The 20,136-nt window shown below is 55.4% G+C and carries 19 protein-coding genes; 7 read left to right on the top strand and 12 right to left on the bottom strand.

Features of this window, described 5'->3' with window-relative positions:
* Window positions 1–137: 137 nt before the first annotated feature.
* Entirely contained in the window at window positions 138–902 is a 765-nt protein-coding gene (locus tag AUQ41_RS08765; protein ID WP_063087902.1) for a 2-keto-4-pentenoate hydratase, read from the top strand.
* Between the two features lie 69 nt (window positions 903–971).
* Here AUQ41_RS08765 and AUQ41_RS08760 read toward each other — a convergent pair whose 3' ends face one another.
* From AUQ41_RS08760 to AUQ41_RS08750, 3 genes are all read right to left on the bottom strand, one after another.
* Window positions 972–1,886, bottom strand: coding sequence for an SMP-30/gluconolactonase/LRE family protein (locus tag AUQ41_RS08760; RefSeq protein WP_063087900.1), 915 nt, complete (start codon window positions 1,884–1,886; stop codon window positions 972–974).
* A 124-nt stretch (window positions 1,887–2,010) separates the two neighbouring features.
* Window positions 2,011–2,727 (bottom strand): FadR/GntR family transcriptional regulator, encoded by a 717-nt coding sequence (locus AUQ41_RS08755; RefSeq protein WP_008890164.1) that lies wholly within the window; start codon window positions 2,725–2,727, stop codon window positions 2,011–2,013.
* 99 nt (window positions 2,728–2,826) lie between these two features.
* Entirely contained in the window at window positions 2,827–3,816 is a 990-nt protein-coding gene (locus AUQ41_RS08750; protein ID WP_063087898.1) for an aldose 1-epimerase, read from the bottom strand.
* 162 nt (window positions 3,817–3,978) lie between these two features.
* Here AUQ41_RS08750 and AUQ41_RS08745 point away from each other — a divergent pair, with 162 nt between their 5' ends.
* Window positions 3,979–4,710, top strand: a complete 732-nt coding sequence (locus AUQ41_RS08745; RefSeq protein WP_063088046.1) for a FadR/GntR family transcriptional regulator — start codon at window positions 3,979–3,981, stop codon at window positions 4,708–4,710.
* Window positions 4,711–4,716: 6 nt separating this feature from the next.
* On the opposite strand, the gene AUQ41_RS08740 is transcribed toward AUQ41_RS08745, so the two are convergent.
* A complete protein-coding gene (locus AUQ41_RS08740) occupies window positions 4,717–5,493 on the bottom strand; it encodes an HAD family phosphatase (protein ID WP_063087896.1) in 777 nt (258 codons plus the stop codon).
* Window positions 5,494–5,708: 215 nt separating this feature from the next.
* Between AUQ41_RS08740 and AUQ41_RS08735 the strand changes: the two genes are divergently transcribed.
* Window positions 5,709–7,298, top strand: coding sequence for an FGGY-family carbohydrate kinase (locus tag AUQ41_RS08735; RefSeq protein ID WP_063087894.1), 1,590 nt, complete (start codon window positions 5,709–5,711; stop codon window positions 7,296–7,298).
* A 245-nt stretch (window positions 7,299–7,543) separates the two neighbouring features.
* Here AUQ41_RS08735 and AUQ41_RS08730 read toward each other — a convergent pair whose 3' ends face one another.
* Window positions 7,544–10,690 (bottom strand): efflux RND transporter permease subunit, encoded by a 3,147-nt coding sequence (locus AUQ41_RS08730; protein ID WP_063087892.1) that lies wholly within the window; start codon window positions 10,688–10,690, stop codon window positions 7,544–7,546.
* 11 nt (window positions 10,691–10,701) lie between these two features.
* Window positions 10,702–11,838 carry an efflux RND transporter periplasmic adaptor subunit gene (locus AUQ41_RS08725; protein WP_232308343.1) on the bottom strand — a complete coding sequence of 379 codons (1,137 nt, stop codon included), beginning with the start codon at window positions 11,836–11,838 and terminating at the stop codon, window positions 10,702–10,704.
* Window positions 11,839–12,003: 165 nt separating this feature from the next.
* On the opposite strand from AUQ41_RS08725, the gene AUQ41_RS08720 reads away from it, so the two are divergent.
* On the top strand, window positions 12,004–12,666 hold the full coding sequence (locus tag AUQ41_RS08720) for a TetR/AcrR family transcriptional regulator (protein ID WP_063087887.1): 663 nt from the start codon (window positions 12,004–12,006) through the stop codon (window positions 12,664–12,666).
* A gap of 17 nt (window positions 12,667–12,683) precedes the next feature.
* Here the strand turns inward: AUQ41_RS08720 and AUQ41_RS08715 are convergent, their stop codons facing one another.
* Complete coding sequence (locus tag AUQ41_RS08715; protein ID WP_143588729.1) at window positions 12,684–13,232, bottom strand: hypothetical protein; 549 nt, start codon at window positions 13,230–13,232, stop codon at window positions 12,684–12,686.
* A gap of 264 nt (window positions 13,233–13,496) precedes the next feature.
* Between AUQ41_RS08715 and AUQ41_RS08710 the strand changes: the two genes are divergently transcribed.
* Together AUQ41_RS08710 and AUQ41_RS08705 are read left to right on the top strand one after the other, a co-directional pair.
* The gene (locus AUQ41_RS08710; RefSeq protein WP_063087884.1) at window positions 13,497–14,660 is read left to right on the top strand and encodes a hypothetical protein; all 1,164 of its coding nucleotides are present in this window, start codon (window positions 13,497–13,499) and stop codon (window positions 14,658–14,660) included.
* 3 nt (window positions 14,661–14,663) lie between these two features.
* Entirely contained in the window at window positions 14,664–15,050 is a 387-nt protein-coding gene (locus tag AUQ41_RS08705; protein ID WP_063087882.1) for a VOC family protein, read from the top strand.
* A gap of 76 nt (window positions 15,051–15,126) precedes the next feature.
* Here the strand turns inward: AUQ41_RS08705 and AUQ41_RS08700 are convergent, their stop codons facing one another.
* Genes AUQ41_RS08700 through AUQ41_RS08690 form a run of 5 tightly spaced genes read right to left on the bottom strand, consistent with a single transcriptional unit; the run spans window position 15,127 to window position 19,532 of the window.
* Entirely contained in the window at window positions 15,127–17,472 is a 2,346-nt protein-coding gene (locus AUQ41_RS08700) for a TonB-dependent siderophore receptor (RefSeq protein WP_232308342.1), read from the bottom strand.
* A complete protein-coding gene (locus AUQ41_RS21050) occupies window positions 17,429–17,710 on the bottom strand; it encodes a hypothetical protein (RefSeq protein ID WP_198155626.1) in 282 nt (93 codons plus the stop codon). The genes AUQ41_RS08700 and AUQ41_RS21050 overlap by 44 nt, the downstream gene beginning before the upstream one ends.
* Window positions 17,711–17,765: 55 nt before the next feature.
* Window positions 17,766–18,866 (bottom strand): FecR family protein, encoded by a 1,101-nt coding sequence (locus tag AUQ41_RS08695; RefSeq protein ID WP_063087878.1) that lies wholly within the window; start codon window positions 18,864–18,866, stop codon window positions 17,766–17,768.
* 4 nt (window positions 18,867–18,870) lie between these two features.
* A complete protein-coding gene (locus AUQ41_RS20685; RefSeq protein ID WP_157092641.1) occupies window positions 18,871–19,008 on the bottom strand; it encodes a hypothetical protein in 138 nt (45 codons plus the stop codon).
* Window positions 19,005–19,532, bottom strand: a complete 528-nt coding sequence (locus tag AUQ41_RS08690; RefSeq protein ID WP_232308341.1) for a sigma-70 family RNA polymerase sigma factor — start codon at window positions 19,530–19,532, stop codon at window positions 19,005–19,007. Before AUQ41_RS08690 ends, AUQ41_RS20685 begins: the two co-directional genes overlap by 4 nt.
* 65 nt (window positions 19,533–19,597) lie before the next feature.
* On the opposite strand from AUQ41_RS08690, the gene AUQ41_RS08685 reads away from it, so the two are divergent.
* Window positions 19,598–19,906, top strand: coding sequence for a VOC family protein (locus AUQ41_RS08685; protein WP_143588730.1), 309 nt, complete (start codon window positions 19,598–19,600; stop codon window positions 19,904–19,906).
* Window positions 19,907–20,136 lie beyond the last annotated feature (230 nt).

Genomic DNA, 20,136 nt, shown 5'->3' with positions numbered 1-20,136 from the left:
ACAATGTGCGACTTTGGAATGAATCAGGAAGATCTGGTCGATTTCACCGAATCGCAGCAATTGGTATGATGACTTTGGCAACAAAGCCCGCTAGGCTCTGGCGACCAAATCAATTGCCACAAACAAGAAGACCGGGAATGACTGATATCACCGCCGCCAGCCGCATCCTTGCCGATGCCTTTACCACCCACACCCTGATTGATCCCCTGCCTGCTGACATTGCGCCCAAAAACTTTGAGGAGGCCTATGCCATTCAAGACGCCACCCTTGCCGCGGTCGGCATTGCGCACGCAGGCTGGAAGCTTGCGGTTGCGACCCGTGCGGCACAGGAAAAGATCGGTGCCGATGGTCCGCTGGTGGGGCCTTTGCTGGACGGGCGTATTCTTGGCGATGGCGCGACGCTGACCACCAAGGACATCCATTTCCCCAATATCGAGGCGGAAATCGCGGTTGTCATGGACAGCACCCCTGCCCCGGATGCGACATCAAGCGACATCCTTGATCATATCAAAAGCATGCATCTGGCAATCGAGATTGCTGATCGCCGCTATCATGAAAAGCAGGACCCGATCCAGACACTGGCCGACCTGAATTCGACCAGTCACTTTATCCTCGGTGCTGAAATTGACGGCTGGCGTGATCTTGGTTTTATTGGCGGCAAAGTCACCACCAAAAGTGACGGTGAAGTCCTTGCCAGCAATGATGATCCGGATGCCTGGCCGGAGATTTTTGGCGGGCTGGAATATCTGGTCGGGTTCCTTGCCAAGCGCGGCAAAAGCCTTAAGGCAGGTGATGTGATCACCACCGGTGCCTGTGCGCTTCCGACCATTACGCCGCATGGCAAGATCGAGGCGATCTTTGAGGGGCTTGGTACTGTGACGGCTGAAATCAAAAAGGCCTGATCAAACCGACCCCAAAGAAAAAGGCCATGCCGATTTCCCTGCATGGCCTTTTTGGTTTTTGCGGGCCTCTTAGCGGGGTTGCGCGCGGCGCTCGCTATTTTCGCGGAACTTGGTCACCGGCACACCGGGCACTTCAACGCGCAGCTTGACCAGCTTCCCGGCATGGGGGAACTCAGCACGCTTTTCCGGGCTGTATCCTTCCTGATGGCTGGTGACATACAGCGTCTTCATGTCCGGCCCGCCGAAACACGGCATGGTCGGATTGGGCATGGGCATCGGGATCGATTTCAAAAGCGTGCCATCCGGGGCAAAGCGATTAAGGTTGCCCGCCGACACACCCGCCGACCAATAGCACCCTTCGGCATCCACAGCACCGCCATCCGGACGGCCAAGCCGATCATCGAGATCAAGGTACCGCGTGCAGTTGGAAATATTGCCCGTGGCAACATCAAAATCCCAGCGATTGACCCACGGCCCGCGTGAGTCCGAGTGATACATTTTCGATCCGTCACCGGACCAGGCAATGCCGTTGGAAATCTTGAAACCGGTTGCCTTTTCCTCGATCTTGCCATCAGCCGTGATGCGATAGAGCGAGGCAATTGGCATCTTTTCGGGATTGTCATCCATGGTGCCGACCCAGAACGCGCCATCCGGGCCGATCTTGCCATCATTGGTGCGGCTGTTGATCCCGTCTTCGATACGGCACAGCGGTGCACGCGCATCGGTTTTCGGATCAAGGAAAAGAATATCCTTGCGCAGGGCCACGATAATGCGGCCCTGATCGGTCAGCCCGAAACAGCCAAGCTCGCTGTCAAAGGTCCATGTCTTGCGAAGGCCCGTGGCAACATCAAGCGCATGCAGTTTGCAATTAAGGATGTCTGTCCAGTAAAGCCGATTGTTGGCCGCATCCCAGTTGGGGCATTCCGCCAAAGTGAAAGTCTCATCACTGAGAATTTCCGGCTGATACATTACACCACCGGTCATCGCACACTCCCAAATTCATATGATTAATTTTTGTTGTGTCTGGTTTGCCAGTCCGGGGCCCTGTTCGTCAATAGGATTTGTGCCCGCCCGTCCCCGTATCCGTCAGGCCAGGCAGCACATTTGTTTACTTGTCGCGGGCGTGATCGGTGACGCGTTGGCGGGCCTGATGCAGGTGATAGCGCATCATCAATTCGGCACTATTGCCATCATGACCAAGGATCGCATCATAGATCTGACGGTGTTCGGAAAGCACCTTTTGCGCACGTTCGGCAGAGCCACCGCGCGTGATATTAAGCGCCACACGCATGGATTTCGACATCACTTCATGCAGGGAATTAAGGATGGTAACGAAAATCTCGTTACCGCTGGCACGCGCAATCGCCATGTGAAAAGCCAGATCAGCCTTATCGGCAATATCACCGGCCGATACCCCGTCTTCGAGCAGTTTAAGCGCATTTTCAATTTCGCGATGATGGCGGGGGCTGGCGCGTTCGGCGGCCATGCGAGCCGTTGTGCCCTCAATCGCGGAACGTGCTTCAAAGCAACGCAGAAGCCCCGCGACATCACTGACACCGCCAAACTCGATCAAGCCTTGTGGCGGGCGTTTTTTAACGAACGACCCGACCCCTTGGCGGGCATAGACCAGTCCATCGGATTGCAGTTTGCGCAAGGCTTCGCGCACAACCGGGCGCGACACGCCAAAGGACGCACAGATTTCATTTTCCGAGGGCAGCTTGGCACCTTCGGCAAGGTTGCCTGAGATGATCTGTTCAAGGATCTGACCATAAAGCTGATCGGCAAGCTTTTCGCGCTTCTGAACCCTTAAAAGCAATTCCGACATCCGTCCCCCGGACTTGTTATCTTGTAAAACTTACTTGTAAGTTTTTATCGATAAACTTCTGGTCGGTAAAGCCTTTGCCGATCTGCCCGCCGTTTCGGATCAATCCACCAGCGAATAGTCGCGGTTGCCAGGTTTGCCGAAAACCTCGTCCTCGTCAACCAAGCCGCTATCGGGTGTCTCATGCAAGGTCGGGATCAGCGTCATGGTCCCGGTCAGCGTCTGGTTGTTGTCAAGCACGACAAGATCACCGAGTTCCTTGAATTCCGGACGGTTGTGAACGTTTGGCACGTGCGATACCGGCTCGACACAGAATGTCTTGCCGTCTTCGGGGATATAGAATTGCACGTTTGACAGGCTGTCGCTTGCCAGCATCTTCACGCTGTAACCGGCATCCTGCCAGACCATGTCGGCTTCAAGGTGCCAACCGGCATAATGGGCATCAAGCGCCAGGTTATGGCGGATCATGCGACCATCGGAAAAATCGCGCCCCAGATCAATCACCGTGCGCGCGGTTGGCAGCATATCCTCGTCGGTTGCGAAACTGTCAGAGGCAATAAAGGCGACCGAAACATCTTCGCCGCCCGGGAACCAGGGGTGCAGGCCAATACCATAGGGCATCGGCGTTCTTCCCAAATGACGCACACCGATTTCGATGGTCACATCCCCCTCAGTGACCTTGATTTCCTGCCAGGCGACATAGACAAAGCCGCTTTGCGGATCGTCATGTTTGTGATTGAAGCGCAGCGTATCAACAGTCGGGCGTTCGATCTGCCATTCCGACGATCGGCCAAAGCCATGAATGGCATGCGGGCTGGGTGGGCGGTTAGCCGGGACCTTGACGATGCGGCCATCAAATTCGAACTCTGCAAAGGCCAGTCGGTTGGCAAACGGCACCATTGGGAAACAACCCAAATTTGACGGATTGCCCGATGCAATCGCCTCCGGGGTTACCGGGCGCAACAAATTGATAATGCCCTTGCCATCCGGACGGATCCAGTCAATCCGCGATATCGCCCCGCCGTCTGGGACAATCCCGATCTGAAAAGGACCACTGTTCCAACGGTATTCAGGTTCGCCTTTTTTGGCCATTCCTGTGTGCCTCAAATCCAACCAAAATCATATGATGACTTTACAGAACCACTATCGTTCGATTATGTGAAGATGGTAATTCCCATGGCGCCAAACAAACCTGAACGCCACACCGCCATTTTTTATCTGGTTGTTTTACACCGGATTTATCGGATACGCAAAATGAACAAGCCACGTGTGTCGGCCGCCCCGCGCAAAGTATCGCTGACCGAAAAGGTCATTGCCAGCCTTCGCCAAGAGATCGAAAGCGGGCAACGCGAACCCGGAAGCAAATTGCCGACCGAACCGGTTCTGACCGAACAGTTTGGCGTCAGCCGCACCGTGATCCGCGAAGCAATTGCCGCCCTTAAGGCCGACGGGTTGCTGGAACCGCGTCAGGGTGCCGGGGTGTTTGTTCTGTCGCCGCAAACGCGGGCCAATGATAAATCGATCTTTGCCGTTGATTACGCACAAGTGTCCGACGTTCTGGAAATTCTTGAACTGCGCATGGCGGTCGAGATCGAGGCGGCCGGGCTTGCCTGCACGCGAGGCTCTGTCGCGCAACAAACCAAGATTTACGAGGCGATGGCCAGAATGGAACGCGCCCTTGAAAAGGGCGAGCCAACCGAACAGGACGATTTCGAATTTCACAGCGCGATTGCATCCGCCACCAACAATCGCCGCTTTGCCGAGTTTCTGGAACATCTGGGCGACAAAACCATCCCGCGCGCGCAATTGCGCCGTCGCCCGCCAGAGGCCGAAGACCAGAAGGCCTATATGCAGATGATCACCGGTGAACATCGCCGGATTTATGATGCGATTGCCGCACGCGACGAAGATACCGCCCGCAAGGCGATGCGCGATCACCTCAGCCAAAGCCAGACCCGCTATCAAAAACTTCTGACCCAACGGTAAGCGGCGCTAAACCGCAATCGCCTGTGCCAACATCGACATGTCGGAAATAACAATATCAGCGCCGGCTTCATAAAGTCGCTGGCTGGCCCCTTCGCGGTCATCGGCATAATGCCCGCCGCCGACAAAACCGATGCATTTCATGCCAGCCGCCCGTGCTGCCGTCACCCCGGCAACAGAATCTTCGATCACGATGGCATCACTTGGGGCATATCCCATGGCATTGGCCGCATGCAGGAAAAGATCCGGCGCCGGTTTGCCGTTTTCAACGAAATCCGCACTATACACACGCCCGTCAAACCAAGGGCCGAGGCCCGTGACCTGCATGGTTTTTTCAAGTCGTTCGACGGAACTGCTTGATGAAATGCAAAAGGCAATATCGCGTGCCTGAAGGACGGTCAGGACGGTTTCGATCCCGTCAATCTTGGTCAGGTCGCGGTCATAGCGGTCAAACAGCATTTTATAGTAATACGGTTTGAATTCCGCACTGACATCGCGGCCGGTCTGGGTTTTGATATATTCAATCGGTGCGGAACTTGATCGTCCGGTAAATCGGTCGGATACGTCGCGCAGACTGAGCGGCGCGTTAAAATGATCCAGCACATCGACAAGGGTTGCCAGCGAGATCGGTTCGCTATTGACCAGAACGCCGTCACAGTCAAACAGGACAACACGACAGGCGTCAAACAGACCTTGGATCTCTGATGCTGACGTTACGATACCGGCCCCGACATCATCGGTCGGGCCTTGGACACTGTTTCCTCGGACTTTATTTTCATTTGCCATGTTGAACCTGGCTTGTTTCGTTTGTGTTATCCCGACAGCCTAGCCAACTGGCAAGTTCAGCGTCAACAAAAATGAACATTTGACCAATTAATGAACTTTTGATCAACTCAGGCAAAATTGAGCCCAAAACAGACGAAACAACAGCCCAAACAAAAGATCACCCGGCATCGGAGAACCCCCGAAAAGCCAGGGGATATGCGGAGGAGTACCCGATCATGAGTCCCACTTACCCCTGTTTTGTCGGTGTCGATGTCGGCACCGGAAGTGCGCGCGCCGGCGTGTTTGACGCCAATGGCAAATTGCTTGGCAGTGCCGCACACGCGATTGCGATGAACCGCCCGAAACCCGATTTCGTCGAACAGGATTCTGAAAATATCTGGCTGTCGGTCTGCCAGTCAGTGCGGGATGCCATGGCCAAATCCGGGATCCCCGCGCAAAAGGTCGCCGCCATCGGGTTTGATGCCACATGTTCGCTCGTGATCCGCGATCAGGATAACAAACCGCTGGGTGTCACGCCCAATGGTGCGGACAACTGGGATGTGATTGTCTGGATGGATCACCGGGCCGTGCGCGAGGCCGAGGAATGCACCGCCACCGGGGCAAAGGTGCTGGAATATATTGGCGGCACCATGTCGCCCGAAATGGAAATCCCCAAATTGATGTGGCTGAAACGCCATCACAATGCCGCCTGGCAGAAAATGGGCGCGGCGTATGATCTGGCCGATTTCCTGTCCTTCCGCGCAACCGGCAGCAACGCCCGGTCCTGCTGCACGGTGACGTGTAAATGGACCTACCTTGCCCATCAGGATGAACCATGGGATCGCGATTTCTTGAAAAAAATCGACATGGAAGACCTGAATGACAAGATCAACATGCATGACAGCGCGCTTGCAGTTGGGGAACTGATCGGGTCCCTTTCCGAACAGGGTGCAGCCGACCTTGGCCTGACGACTGATTGCGTCGTCGGGGCAGGTTTGATTGATGCCCATGCCGGGGCGCTGGGTACACTTGGTGAATATCTTGATGGCAACCTTGATCAGCATTTTGCGATGATCGCGGGGACATCGACCTGCCATATGGCGCTATCAAAGGAACCGCGCTTTATCAAGGGTGTCTGGGGTCCCTATTTCGGGGCGATTGCCCCGAACCTTTGGCTCAATGAAGGTGGGCAATCCGCGACCGGTGCGTTGCTGGATCACATCGTTGCCATGCATCCGTTTTCGCATGATATGGGCCGTGATGCCCACAAGCTTGCCGGTGAAAAACTGATGCCGATGATGGCGGAAAAGACTGACCTGGCGCCGCGCCTGCATGTCCTGCCCGATTTCCATGGCAACCGATCACCACTGGCCGATCCGGAGGCCCTTGGCGTGATTTCCGGCCTGACACTCGATCAAAGCGAGGAAAGCTTCCTGAAGCTTTATTGGGCGACTGCGTGCGCGATTGCCTATGGCACGCGCCATATCATCGATGCGATGAACGATACCGGCTATGACATCACCCACATCCACCTGAGCGGCGGACACACCGCCAGCAAGGTACTGGTGAAACTCTATGCCGATGTCACCGGCTGCACGGTTGTGATGTCTGATTGCGAAGAGCCGGTGCTGCTGGGATCGGCGATGCTGGCCGCCGGTGCCCTTGATGCAAAAGGCGGTCTTGCCCGGGCCGCACGCCAGATGGCTGGCAAGGAAACCGCCCACGCACCAGATCCTTCAGCCAAGGCCGATCATGATCGCCGATACGCCATTTTCCATCAGATGCATGCCCATCGCCAGTCCCTTGATGCGATGAGCAAATCCTGATTTTCATACTGTGAATTGGCCCTATCGCCCGGGTTAAGGCCCGTTTGACGGCCATTGACCCAACCAAAAGGCGCTTGACCTTATTGGGGGTTGCGGTCAAAACAAAAGGGCCGATGCAAACGCATCGGCCCTTTCTTTCGCACGCGCAACGGCGGGGTCGGGGGATCATGCAGATTTAATATTCTGCACCGTCACGGCGCGATGCCGTTTAAGGCCAGCCTTTTGATCAAGGCTGGCCTTAAATTTTATTCAGCCGGATGTTCGTGGGCCGCCTGGACTTCGTCCTTTTTCTTCCGGTTCTTGGCAAAGGTGCCAACAATCAGAACAAAGAACAGCGGCACGAAGAAGATCGCAAGCACGGTTGCGGCAATCATCCCGCCCATCACACCGGTACCCACGGCCACACGGGCCCCGGCACCGGCGCCAGTCGAAATCGCCAGCGGCACGACACCAAGGGTGAAGGCCATCGACGTCATGATGATCGGACGCAGACGCTGACGGGCGGCCTCGACTGTTGCCTCAAGAAGCCCCATGCCCTGGTCATAAAGTTCGCGGGCGAACTCGACAATCAGGATGGCGTTCTTGGCCGACAAACCAATCGTGGTCAGGATGGCCACCTGGAAATAGACGTCATCGGGCAGACCACGCAGCATCGCTGCGATCACCGCACCAAGGACCCCCAGCGGCACGACCATCATCACCGAAATCGGAATGGCCCAGCTTTCATAAAGCGCTGCCAGACACAGGAAGACGACGATCATCGACAGGGCATACAATGCCGGTCCCTGCTCGCCCGCTTCGCGTTCCTCATAGGAAAGCCCCTGCCATTCAAGGCCGATACCCCCCGGAAGCTTGTTTACCAGTTCCTGCATTGCGTTCATCGCGTCACCCGATGCCACACCCGGGGCGGCAGAGCCCTGAATGTTGAGCGAGGACAGACCGTTGAAGCGTTCCAGACGCGGAGAACCATATGTCCATTCACTTGTCGAGACAGCCGAAATCGGCACCATCTCGCCCATCTGGTTGCGGACATACCAGTAATCCATGTCTTCGGGCATCATGCGGTATTTGGCATCTGCCTGCATGTAGACGCGCTTGACCCGGCCGTTTTCGATGAAGTCGTTGACGTAGCTTGAACCCCAGGCTGCTGCCAATGTCTGGTTGATGTCAGCAATGCTCACGCCAAGGGCGCTTGCCTTTTCCTGATCAATATTGACGTTTAGCTGCGGGGTATCATTAAGGCCGTTCGGACGCACACCGACAAGACGCGGGTCCTGTGATGCCATGCCCAAAAGCTGGTTACGCGCGGCAATCAGGGCATCGTGACCAATGCCACCGCGGTCAACAAGCTGCAGGTCAAAGCCGTTTGCCGTACCAAGTTCGATAATCGCCGGCGGTGCAAAGGCAAAGACCATGGCTTCGCGGATACCAGCAAACGCGCCATAGGCACGGCCAATCACCGCATCAACCGATTGATCCGGACGGGTACGTTCCGACCAGTCTTTCAGGTTCACGAACGCAATACCGGCGTTCTGGCCACTCCCGGCGAACGAGAAGCCGGCAACCGTGAACAGACCATCGATGTTTTCCGCCTCGTTCTCCATGAAGTGTGTTTCAAGCTTCTTGAGAACATCAACGGTGCGTTCCTGTGACGCGCCAGCCGGAAGCTGAACCATGGCAAACATGATGCCCTGGTCTTCTTCTGGCAGGAACGATCCCGGCAGACGGCCAAACAGCGCAATCAGGGCCGCGACAAGAATGCCGTAGACGAACAGATAGCGCCATTTGCGGTTCACGACATGGCCAACACTGCCTTGATAGAAGTTGTTGGTCTTGTCGAACCCGCGGTTAAACCAGCCAAATGGACCTTTCTTCTTGCTTGGATCTTCGTGACCGGGCTTGAGCATGGTCGCGCAAAGTGCCGGGGTCAGAACAATCGCCACAACCACCGAAAGCGCCATGGCCGAAACGATCGTGACCGAGAACTGGCGATAAATCGCCCCGGTAGATCCGGCAAAGAACGCCATCGGCACAAACACGGCTGACAGCACCAGGGCAATACCAATCAGCGCGCCAGTAATCTGGCCCATGGATTTCCGCGTTGCTTCACGTGGCGGAAGACCGTCTTCGTGCATCACACGTTCGACGTTTTCAACCACAACAATCGCGTCATCGACCAGAAGGCCGATGGCCAGCACCATGGCAAACATGGTCAGCGTGTTGATCGAATAGCCAAAGGCCGCAAGGATCCCGAAGGTACCAAGCAAGACAACCGGCACGGCAATCGTCGGAATAAGCGTTGCCCGCCAGTTTTGCAGGAACAGGAACATCACCAGGAAGACGAGGACAATCGCCTCGAACAGGGTATGGACCACTTCCTCGATCGACACTTCGACGAACGGCGTCGTGTCATAGGGATAGACGATCTCGATGCCTTGCGGGAAGAACGGTTTCAGTTCTGCCAGACGGGCCTTGACCGCATCTGCGGTATCAAGCGCGTTGGCACCGGTGGCAAGGTTGATGCCGATACCGGTTGCCGACTGCGCATTGTACCGCCCGACGATGTTATAGCTTTCGCCGCCGATCTCAATGCGGGCAACATCGCCAAGACGCACCTGCGAGCCATCGGTTTCGACCCTTAGCAGGATGTTGGAGAATTCATCGACCGTCTGAAGTTTGCTTTGCGCGGTGATGGTTGCGTTGATCTGCTGACCATCAATCGACGGCGCGCCGCCAATCTGACCGGCGGTGACTTCGGTGTTTTGTGCCTCGATGGCATTGTTAACATCCATCACCGTCAGGTTATAGGACAGCATCTTGTTCGGATCGAGCCAGATACGCATTGCGTGCTGCGCACCAAACACCTGAACCGAACCAACACCATTCACACGGGCAATCGGGTCTTCCACCGACGAAACAACAAAGTCCGAAAGGTCTTCGGCATCCATCGATCCGTCTGCCGAGACAAAGCCGACAACCATCAGGAACGAGCCACTGGACTTGCTAACCGTCACACCCTGCTGCTGCACTTCGGTCGGAAGCGACGACATGGCAGCCTGCAGTTTGTTCTGCACCTGAACCTGGGCGATGTCCGGATTGGCTTCGGGTTCAAAGGTCAGGGTCACTGTTGCCTGACCGTTACCCGAAGACGTCGAGGACATATAACGCAGGTAATCAAGCCCGTTCATCTGTTGTTCGATCACCTGGGTGACCGTGTTTTCAACAGTTTGGGCCGACGCCCCCGGATAGGTTGCCTCGATCTCGACCGACGGCGGTGCAATCGACGGATACTGTTCGATTGGCAACTGCCAAAGCGAAAGTCCCCCCGCCAACATGATCACCAGGGCGACAACCCAGGCGAAGACGGGGCGATCAATAAAGAATTTTGCCATTGAATAAGTCCTTATTCGGCGGCTTTGGCGGTTTCAACGGGCTGTGGCGCAACCGGTGCACCCGGTCCGATACGCTGGAGGCCATCAACAATGACTTGCGCGCCATCTTCGATACCGGCCGTCACCAGCCAATCCTGTCCCTGCGACTGCTCAATCGTCAGATCCTTGGAGGCAACTTTGCCATCCTCGACGACATAGGCATAAGCCGAGCCATCCGGGCGGCGCATCACCGCTTTTTGCGGCACAAGGAATGCGTCCTCAAGATGCCCCTGACGGACCTGACCGCGAACAAACATGCCCGGAAGAAGCGTGCCATCCGGGTTCGGGAACACAACGCGCAACCGCACCGTGCCGGTGGTTTCATTCACCGTCACATCGGAAAACTGCAAGGTGCCCTTGTGCGGATATTCTTCACCGGTGGCATCAATGATCAGGGAAACCTCGATCTGGCCTTCCTCGATACCCTTGATGCGACCATTGCGGATGGCTTCCTTGATCTTCAGCAACCGGCCACCGGCCTGGGTCACATCGACATAGATCGGATCAAGCTGGGTGATCGTGGTCAGTTTTGCCGACTGATTGGCGGTCACAAGCGCACCTTCGGAATAATCCGACGAGCCGATCTGACCGGAAATCGGTGCGGTGACGGTAGTGTAGGCGAGATTAATGCGCGCCTGTTCAAGCTCGGCGCGTGCTGCAGCAACCGCTGCCTTGGCCTGTGCTTCGGCGGCAACTGCATCGTCATAGGTTTGCTGACTGACGGCCTGCGACTTGATCAGCGGGTCATAGCGCGACCGCGTCTTGGTCGTCTGATCAAGGGTGGCGCGCTGACGGGTCAGTTCGGCCTGTGCGGCGTCAACGCGCGCAAGGTAAACTTCCTGATCGATCATATAAAGCTGCTGACCGGCTTCAACAAACGCACCCTCGGTGAAGTTGCGTTCCTTGATAATGCCATCGACCTGCGGGCGGATGTCTGCCTGACGGAAGGCGACGGTACGACCGGGCATTTCCTCAATCAGGCCAACAGTCTGCGCATTCAGCGTCACGGTACCGACCGGGGTCGCCTGTGGCTGTTGCTGGGCGGCTGCCTGTTGGTCGCCTTCGCTCTGCTCGCTGCAGGCGGCTACAAGCACGACAAGCGCTGCCATACCAGCGAATTTCAAACAAGATCGCATGGACAAAATGCTTATTCCTTCTAAGTCCGCGCAAAGCCGTGTGGTGTGCGCTTTGCCATTGCTTTTATAAATACTGTACGGTACAGTACACATTGTGCGCTGCACGATCAAGAGCCAAAAACAGCAGAGCCAAGAAAGATGAGTGAAACGCCCGAAAAGCTTGAAAAACAACATTCTCGCGGTACTGCACGCCGTCGTGCAATGATGGATGCTGCATGGGCGTTGTTGCTTGAACGTGGCTTTGCTGGCGTGACCCTCAATGACGTGATTTCAAAATCTGGCGGGTCGCGCACAACCCTGTACGAAGCGTTTGGCGGAAAGGATGGTTTGCTGGCTGCGGTCATGACCGAGCAATGCAAAGAATTCTCAGCCGAACTGCATATTTCACTGGAAACCGATCTCCCTCCCCGTGATGCCCTTACGGACTTCGGTACGAAACTGGCCCAAAAGATTGTAACCGAGGAAGTCGCCCGCTTCACCCAGATTCTGTATTCCGAAGGCCAGCATTTTCTACCCTTGATCGAGAAATTCTTTGAAGTTGGCCCCGACAGCACGCGCAAGCACCTTGCCGATTACCTTTCAAGGCAACAAAAGCTTGGCAATATGATCATCGACGACCCGGAACATTCGGCGGAAATGTTTGAATCCATGGTCATCGGTGACTGGCTGTCACGCATCATGAAACACAATCCGCGCCCGCCAATGACCGATCAGCAGATTGCTGAACGCGTTTCGCGCGCAGTTGAAACCTTCCTGTGTGGTGTCGCAACACCACAAGCGCGTGAAAAGCTGGATTGCTAATAACCCAAACGCTTTAGTTATCTGGAGTTATCTGGCCGCGAAAACTTCGCAAATTCGCCCGCATACTCCTTAAGGCATGTAGCGTAAGAGCCCAGTTCTCCGTCCAAAACGAACATATTGAACGAGATGACCTCGCTTGCGTCGGCATGGATCACCCGTATTAAGCATGACAAATTGTCCCGAATTAATTCTCGCTCAATAAGACTGCTGTTGACGGCAAGCTTACTCTCCCGCCAGCGTTCGATTATTTCGTTTGTTGAAGTTATAGAAAATAGAACGGCGTATTTTCCACTCGCTGCAATGGGGTTAACGAAATTGAATTCATCCGCGAAAGGCTCATGAATTTTCATTATCGTCGCGATATCTGCCCCCTCATCAAGAATGGCTATTACGTCTACCGGCTGTTTATCCGTGACGTAGACCTGCTTCGCTTCAGAAACTTTTCCAGACTGGTCCATGTAAATGACTTCTGCCGAAGCACTTGTTCCAATCCACAATATGAAACAAGCCCCAATCACGGCCCACAGGTTTTGCATTTTCACCCCCGAAACAACATCGAGCTGCAATCCAATTGCCCACGCCCATCGATTGCAAAAATAACGCATTACTCGACTTAGTGATCGTTTATTTTCTTAAACTAAACGTCTCCTCCTGACAGCATCCTGTCAGGTGTGACCTGTCGTGGCGAAAATTGGCGAAAATTCCGGAAGGGTGACCTGCATCACACCTGAATTACTTTGCCCTAACATTACCAAATTTGGGGTAAACTCTGGCCTGCGTTACCAACAGAGGGCGTATTTCCCCCTTCTGGCAAGCAAAAGGATCCCGTCATGCAGTTGCGAAAGGCACTTACCGGCTTTGGCGTTCTGGCTATTTCGATTGCCGGCCTGACCACCCGTGCCGACGCTATTTCCGTTGAAGATGCCCGGACGGCCGTTGATGCGATCCTGATGCAATCGGGCATTTCCGCGACCGAGGTCGATGCCCGCCCCGTGGATGGCGATGCGGTCGAACTGGTTTATGACGCGGTTTCCCTTGATCTCAGCGGCTATTCCAGCCCACGCCAGCTGGCAATGGATGACGTTCTGGTCACGGTGCGCGATACTGATAGTGCCAATCAGGTTGATCTTGATGTCAAACTGCCCACACAGGCCAAAATGCTGGCCGAGGCAACCACGGATCAACGTGATCTGACGCTGCGCAATGCCGGGGGCTATCTGCGCTGGGATACCGCACGCAATGTGCCGGTTACCTTTGACGGCTTTGCCGATTTTCTGGTCGGGGACGAGCCGGTTTCGCGCAAGCACTGGCTGATCAATGGCCTGATCATTCAATGGCTGCCGGAAATGGCCAAGATCGCCTGGCAGGCGGCCGAGTGGACGGGCCCCAACCGCGAAAAGCGCGGCTCGATCAAATCGGCCAACTTCACGCTTTATCCTGATAAAGACGGCGCAACCCACCTTGATTATTCCCATGATGGTTTGTGGCTGCCAAGCCTGATCCAGCCGCGCACTGTACGGGTCAAAAGCAGCAGTACCGGTCTGCCCTGGACAGAAGCCCAGCCCATTATCGAAAAGGGTTTCCACGATATCCTGACCGGCACCGCCCCGCGCTTTGCCCGTCGCCAGATTGGCGATGCGCTGTGGAAAAAGGCCGCCCAGAACGGCGCCCCGGTCAAGGTTGACGAGTTCTATATTGAATCCCGCGGGCTTGAGGCGCTGGGCTCTGGCGAATTCCTGGCACAGGCCGCGGCACGTTATGGCTTCACCGGTGAGTTTGATTTCAGACTTCTGGGTCAGGAAAAGCTGGTCGATCTTTTGGGAACGCCAGACAACCCGACCATCCTTGGCGCGCTTGTACCCTTTGCAGTGAACGGCCTTGCCGCCGGACGCCCGGGCCCACAAGGCACGACAGAATATGATGGGCAACTGCTGCCCGATGGGCGGGTTGTGGTCAACGGCCTGACGGTCTATCGCACCGCCGATGGCAGCTAGGCGATGACGTCTGCCACTCGCTCTCCCAACCCAACGGGTCCGTGCAGCCGACTTGTAATTTATTGCCATGACATTGATGCCATGGTGGCGTTTTACAGCACCCATTTCGGCTATCAGGCCTTTACCCGGGACGGTGATCGCATCATCGAACTGTACCGTGCTGATGGCGGCCTGATCCTTATGCTGCATCCGGCGGGTAAAGGCCAGAAAGCAGGCCAGTCCTTGATCAAACTGGTCTTTGACGTCGAGGATGTCGAAAGCACCCGAAACGCCCTGATCAAAGCCGGTGTCGATGTCGGACCCATCCACCAGGCCAACAGCTACCAATTCGCGAACCTCAAGGACCCGGCAAAGAATTCGGTATCGATTTCGAGCCGGGCATTTGCCTGATCAACGTCCGGCAAACAGTCAAAAAAACGGCCGCCCTCAGCATGAGAGCCGGCCGTTTCTTTAAGCAGTAAAGTCTTTACCAGCTATATTTTAGTGTCGCCAGAACCGTGCGGCCTTCGCCGTAATAACGGCTGCCGAATGTGTTTGAAGAAACATATTCCCGATCAAACAGGTTGGTGGCGTTCACGGACAGACTGACGTCATCAGTCACGGCATAGTTGATGGCTGCATCAAACACGCTGTTTGACGGCAGGGTTTCGGTATTGCCATCATTGCGCTGACGTTCACCGACAAAACGCACACCACCGCCAAGGGTCAGATCGCCAAGCGCGCCCTGCCCCGGAATAGTGTAGTCAAGCCAGGCTGAAGCCTGATGCTTGGGCACGTTTGCGGGACGGTTGCCGATGTTGGCTGCCGTGGCATCATCCTTGATTTCAGCATCAAGGAAAGTATAGGCCACCGTCATGTTGGTCTGCTCACCCAGCGACATTTTACCTTCAAGCTCAAGTCCGCGCGAATTGATTTCGCCAATTTGCTTGTAGGTAGCGGACCCGGAATCGTACTGTGAGACGTTTTCCTGGGTCAGATCAAACACCGCCGCCGTAAACAGTGCATCGATTGCTTCTGGCTGGTATTTCACGCCAAGTTCGTATTGCGTTCCTTCCTGCGGCTTAACCCCATCCGGTCGCGACGCCAGGCTGGAATAAATTGGCTGGTAGGATTCCGAATAATTCCCATAAACCGACACTTCGTTGGTCGCCTTATAGGTCAGCCCGAAACGCGATGTGAATTTATGATCATCCCGTTCATCGGTCGTACCGCTGCTGATGGTGTCGGTGTCGCTTTGGACATAATCGAACCGTCCGCCAACGGTCGCGATCCAGTCATCGGCAATGGTTAGCTGTTCCTGGGCATAAAGACCGTAGGCCGCCTGGGTGATTTCGGTATCAGAGGTGAAGTTCAAGTTGATGCACGAAATGCCGCAATAGGACGGGTTGTACGGATCAATCGGACTGGCCGTGCCGTCAAAGCGGCGCTCACGGTTCTGATCGCGGTTGTAATCCAGCCCAATCAACGTCTTGCTGTCGAAGGTATCGTTGATCGCTGTGTCATACTGTAGCTGGTTATCAATGGCGAAACGATCAAGTTCACCGTAAATCGCAAAAGCATATCGATTGCCAAGCGGCGTAGTATCGTTGAGATAGACCGTTTCATACGTCAGATCGACATGGGTGTAGCGCGCATTCTGACGAAACTCGAGCTTATCATTGATCTGGTGCGACAGCTCGTAACCGATGTTGGTTTCTTCGGTATCGAAATTGTTGAAATCAGGCTCGCCAAAGAATGCATCACGGCTGGTTTCAATTCCGGCTGGGAAACCATAACCAAGGCCACTTTCCCGATCGCTGTAGCTGGTCAGGATGGTCAGTTTGGTATCCGTGTTCGGGGTATAGCTGAATGCCGGTGCGACATAGATGCGATCATCCTGTGAATAGTCCTGTCCGCGCTCGGCATCCTGCCAAAGCGCCGTCAGGCGATAGGACCAGTTGCTGTTTTCGCCAACCGGACCCGTCACATCGCCCGCGCCGCGCAGATGATTTTCACCAAACGTAGTCAGAACCTCACCACTGGCTTCATCCTGCGGGCGCTTGGTTGTCATATTGACCAAACCGCCCGGGCCATTCATGCCAAACAGGCTGGATGTCGAGCCCTTAAGCACATCAACTTGCTGCAAACCATAGGTCTCAGGCCGACTGGTGATAAAATTGTAGACACGCGAAGACAATCCATCGCGATAGGTGCCAAGGTTGGTCTGACTAAAGCCACGAACACGCACATAGTCATATCGATAGTCCGAACCATATTCAGCAGCCTGAACGCCCGCCGTGTAGGAAACCGCCTGCTGGATGTCCTGAACGTTACGGGTTTCCATTTCTTTCTGCGTCACAACCGAAACCGCCGATGAATCATCCAAAATGGGCGTATCGGTTTTCGAAGCCGTCCGCGAGCGCGATGCAACAAAACTGTCGGTGATGGCATTGGTCGGATCAGATGCCTCTGCCGCATTGGCCTCAACCCGAAGCGTATCGAGAACTTCTTCGCCGGCACTGCTGGTGACGGCTTCGATCACAACCGTGCCATCGCTGGTCACGTCATAATCAAGCCCCGACCCGCGCAGAAGCGCCTCCAGGGCTTTGCTGGCGCGCATCGTGCCATTGATGGTCGGCGCATCAATTCCGCGTACCAGTGCTCCGTCGACGGTGACCTGCACGCCGGCCTGCACACCAAACTGGGCCAAGGCACTGGTCAGTGACTGGGCCGGAATATCAAATGTGTGCTCGGCATTGATCCCGCCCGCACTGACCTGTGCATTTGCGTCAGGTGCAAACAACACGACCGGCGCCAAGGCGGTTGTCATCATCAAGGCGCTGGCTATTACCACAACACGACCACGTTTTTGCAGTCGAGCTGCACCCCCATTGTTCATTTTCTTCTATCTCCGTTTCATGTCCTATGCCTGAAACAAATTGAGAATGCAAACGCTTCTCAATTTCGCATAAAAGACAAAACGGATGCCGGTTCTGTTTTTTCAAAAAATATTTGAGGAAATTCATCGAGATGGCTTCAAACCCGCAAAATTCTGCGGATTTGAAAGGCATTATTTTTTTCTGGCAAGTGAGCATAAACGGGGCCGAAATCCAGCCCCCACCGCCATCAGGACTTTGAGACAACCAAAACCCACGGGGTGATTTCACGCACCGTTGCCTTTTGCGCCCGCGCCATACCGCGCAAGGCCGACACCGGATCATCAAGGCGATAAACGCCTGTGACCGTCTGGGCGGCCAGGACCTCATCGGTGATCAGGATGGTTCCATTGAAATAGCGCCTAAGCTGATCAACAACGTCGGATAGCGGTTGATCCTGTGCGATCAGTTGGTTCTTGCGCCAGGCACCGATCTGGCTTGTCGGGGAAGGATGACGGATCACCGTGCCGTCCTGCCCGACCCGGACATTCTGCCCGGCTTCAAGAATTTCAAAAACCGCCGGAACATTGGCAGCATTTTCGACCTGTACCCGACCGTGTTCCACACCGACCGTCGAAACTGCATTGCCTTGGGAAACATCAAAACCGGTGCCAAGCACCGTGACCGTCACCTGATCGGCCCCAACGCGAAACGGCTTTTGCGGGTCCGGGGTGACGTCAAAGAACGCCTCGCCATCGAGCAATTCGACAAAGCGTGTTGACCCGTCAAAATGCACCGTAATCGCACTTTCCGGCGCAAGGGTCACCGTGCTGTTGTCAGAAAGCGTGATGGTGCGCATCTCGCCCGTTGCGGTCACATGATCGGCCTGCATTCGGGTGGTGATATCCGGCCCGATGATGGCGGCCAAAAGGGATGCCGCCACCGCCACCCCGCCAAGCCCGATGCCGCGCCAGGACATATTGCCGCGCTTTTGAAACCGGGTTTGCGCCGAGATGACCTTGCCCTCGGCAACGGCCTTTTCGTAATCAATATTCAGCAGCGCCGCGACCGCGTCATTCTGTTGACCGTCGGGATCGCCTTCATGCTTGCCCGCGCGACGCGCCTCAAGAAACTGCTGCCAGTCTGCCTTGCCAGACGGTTCGGCCGCCGCCATCAGATCGGCGGTCTTTTGCGTGGCGTTCCAGGCATCAAGATGGGCCGGATCCTCGGCACACCAGTCGGCAAACCGTGCTTGCAGTTCCGGGTTTTCCGGATCTTCCTGCAGGCGGATCAACCATTCGGTCGCGGCCTTGCCCGCCTGTTTTTGAACTGGATCGGTTATCTCTGCCATCACCCTATTGCGCCCCTGTTGCACCGCTTGGTGCGATTAGGGCGATATAGCCGATATCACGCAACGCGTCACCATCTGTGCGGGTTATGGCGCAAATTTCTGCAAGGCCAGACTGTTTGATCGGGCAATCGGCGGTCCTCATGGCCAGCCACCCAGCCGTTCACGGCAATGATCAATGCCCTCAGATACAAGCTTATGAGCAAGCGGCACCGAGATATCGAGATAGTCGGCAATCTCGCGCAGTTTCGCCCCACCCACCCGATGCATCTCGCACGCAATGCGCGTGCGTTCGGGCAGTTCGGAAAGGGCTTGCATCAAAATTGCGTATTCATCCTTGTACACCGCAACGGTTTCCGGGTCCGGGCTATCGGATGCGCGCGTTTGCACGGCAACGTCATAGTCAGATGCACCAGTCAGGCTGCTTTCGCGGGCAATCTGGCGTTTGCTATCAAGGGCCAGATTGCGCACGATCCGGTATAGATAGCCGGTGGTATCATCCAAAAATCGCCCCTTGGTCGCCGCATCAAACCGCAACCATGCTTCCTGCACCAGATCTTCGGCCTGCACGCGGCTGCCGATGATGCTGCTGGCATAGTTCACAAGTGCGGATCGTTGGCGCATGAACAGCGCCAATGACGTCACATTTGATGTCGCGTTTGAAGCCAATCAGAATGTCCTTTGCACAATGCGGGCAAGCCCCGTGCCCACATGGGATGACACGCTTAGCGCAAATGATACTGATTATCAACAGCAATCAAACACCCTATCCATCAGACGATGATCGCATCATCGAACTGCGCCGTGCCGATGGGGGCCTGATCCTGATGCTGCATCCGGCAGGCAAAGGTCAGAAAGCGGGCCAGTCTTTGATCAAACTGGTCTTTGAAGTCGAGGATGTCGAAAGCACCCGAAACGCCCTGATCAAATCCGGGGTCGATGTCGGACCGATCCATCAGGCCGACAGCTACCAGTTCGCGAACCTCAAAGATCCGGTAAAGAATCCGGTTTCCATCTCAAGCCGCGCACTCGCCTGCCTCTAACGCACGTTCGACGTCTATTGTTCTAGGGTCCAGACTCATTCAAATGGTCGAGCCGGCACTAGAAACCGGGTGCGATATCCAGAAAGCGTCCAGAGTATCCCCAAAGCGCAGCAAACGTATGCCCGCACCAAATTGCATGTTTCTTTATCGGAAATGCAGCTTAATTTTTTGCGCGGGGATTGAGGCGTTTCTTGTTCACTTGAAAATTTAGCCGATCTTTTAGCCGATCT

The sequence above is a fragment of the Thalassospira sp. MCCC 1A02898 genome, from assembly GCF_001618185.1.
Lineage (GTDB): Bacteria > Pseudomonadota > Alphaproteobacteria > Rhodospirillales > Thalassospiraceae > Thalassospira > Thalassospira tepidiphila.
Note: the sequence above shows the minus strand (reverse complement) of the source record. Positions and strands in the feature narration are given on the sequence as shown.

What these genes read in the sequence shown, in the direction of transcription:
- AUQ41_RS08765 (WP_063087902.1), top strand. Translation starts at nt 138, where the DNA reads ATGACTGATATCACCGCCGCCAGCCGCATCCTTGCCGATGCCTTTACC.
- AUQ41_RS08760 (WP_063087900.1), bottom strand. Translation starts at nt 1,886, where the DNA reads ATGACCGGTGGTGTAATGTATCAGCCGGAAATTCTCAGTGATGAGACT.
- AUQ41_RS08755 (WP_008890164.1), bottom strand. Translation starts at nt 2,727, where the DNA reads ATGTCGGAATTGCTTTTAAGGGTTCAGAAGCGCGAAAAGCTTGCCGAT.
- AUQ41_RS08750 (WP_063087898.1), bottom strand. Translation starts at nt 3,816, where the DNA reads ATGGCCAAAAAAGGCGAACCTGAATACCGTTGGAACAGTGGTCCTTTT.
- AUQ41_RS08745 (WP_063088046.1), top strand. Translation starts at nt 3,979, where the DNA reads ATGAACAAGCCACGTGTGTCGGCCGCCCCGCGCAAAGTATCGCTGACC.
- AUQ41_RS08740 (WP_063087896.1), bottom strand. Translation starts at nt 5,493, where the DNA reads ATGGCAAATGAAAATAAAGTCCGAGGAAACAGTGTCCAAGGCCCGACC.
- AUQ41_RS08735 (WP_063087894.1), top strand. Translation starts at nt 5,709, where the DNA reads ATGAGTCCCACTTACCCCTGTTTTGTCGGTGTCGATGTCGGCACCGGA.
- AUQ41_RS08730 (WP_063087892.1), bottom strand. Translation starts at nt 10,690, where the DNA reads ATGGCAAAATTCTTTATTGATCGCCCCGTCTTCGCCTGGGTTGTCGCC.
- AUQ41_RS08725 (WP_232308343.1), bottom strand. Translation starts at nt 11,838, where the DNA reads ATGGCAGCGCTTGTCGTGCTTGTAGCCGCCTGCAGCGAGCAGAGCGAA.
- AUQ41_RS08720 (WP_063087887.1), top strand. Translation starts at nt 12,004, where the DNA reads ATGAGTGAAACGCCCGAAAAGCTTGAAAAACAACATTCTCGCGGTACT.
- AUQ41_RS08710 (WP_063087884.1), top strand. Translation starts at nt 13,497, where the DNA reads ATGCAGTTGCGAAAGGCACTTACCGGCTTTGGCGTTCTGGCTATTTCG.
- AUQ41_RS08705 (WP_063087882.1), top strand. Translation starts at nt 14,664, where the DNA reads ATGACGTCTGCCACTCGCTCTCCCAACCCAACGGGTCCGTGCAGCCGA.
- AUQ41_RS08700 (WP_232308342.1), bottom strand. Translation starts at nt 17,472, where the DNA reads ATGATGACAACCGCCTTGGCGCCGGTCGTGTTGTTTGCACCTGACGCA.
- AUQ41_RS21050 (WP_198155626.1), bottom strand. Translation starts at nt 17,710, where the DNA reads ATGCCTTTCAAATCCGCAGAATTTTGCGGGTTTGAAGCCATCTCGATG.
- AUQ41_RS08695 (WP_063087878.1), bottom strand. Translation starts at nt 18,866, where the DNA reads ATGGCAGAGATAACCGATCCAGTTCAAAAACAGGCGGGCAAGGCCGCG.
- AUQ41_RS20685 (WP_157092641.1), bottom strand. Translation starts at nt 19,008, where the DNA reads ATGAGGACCGCCGATTGCCCGATCAAACAGTCTGGCCTTGCAGAAATT.
- AUQ41_RS08685 (WP_143588730.1), top strand. Translation starts at nt 19,598, where the DNA reads ATGATACTGATTATCAACAGCAATCAAACACCCTATCCATCAGACGAT.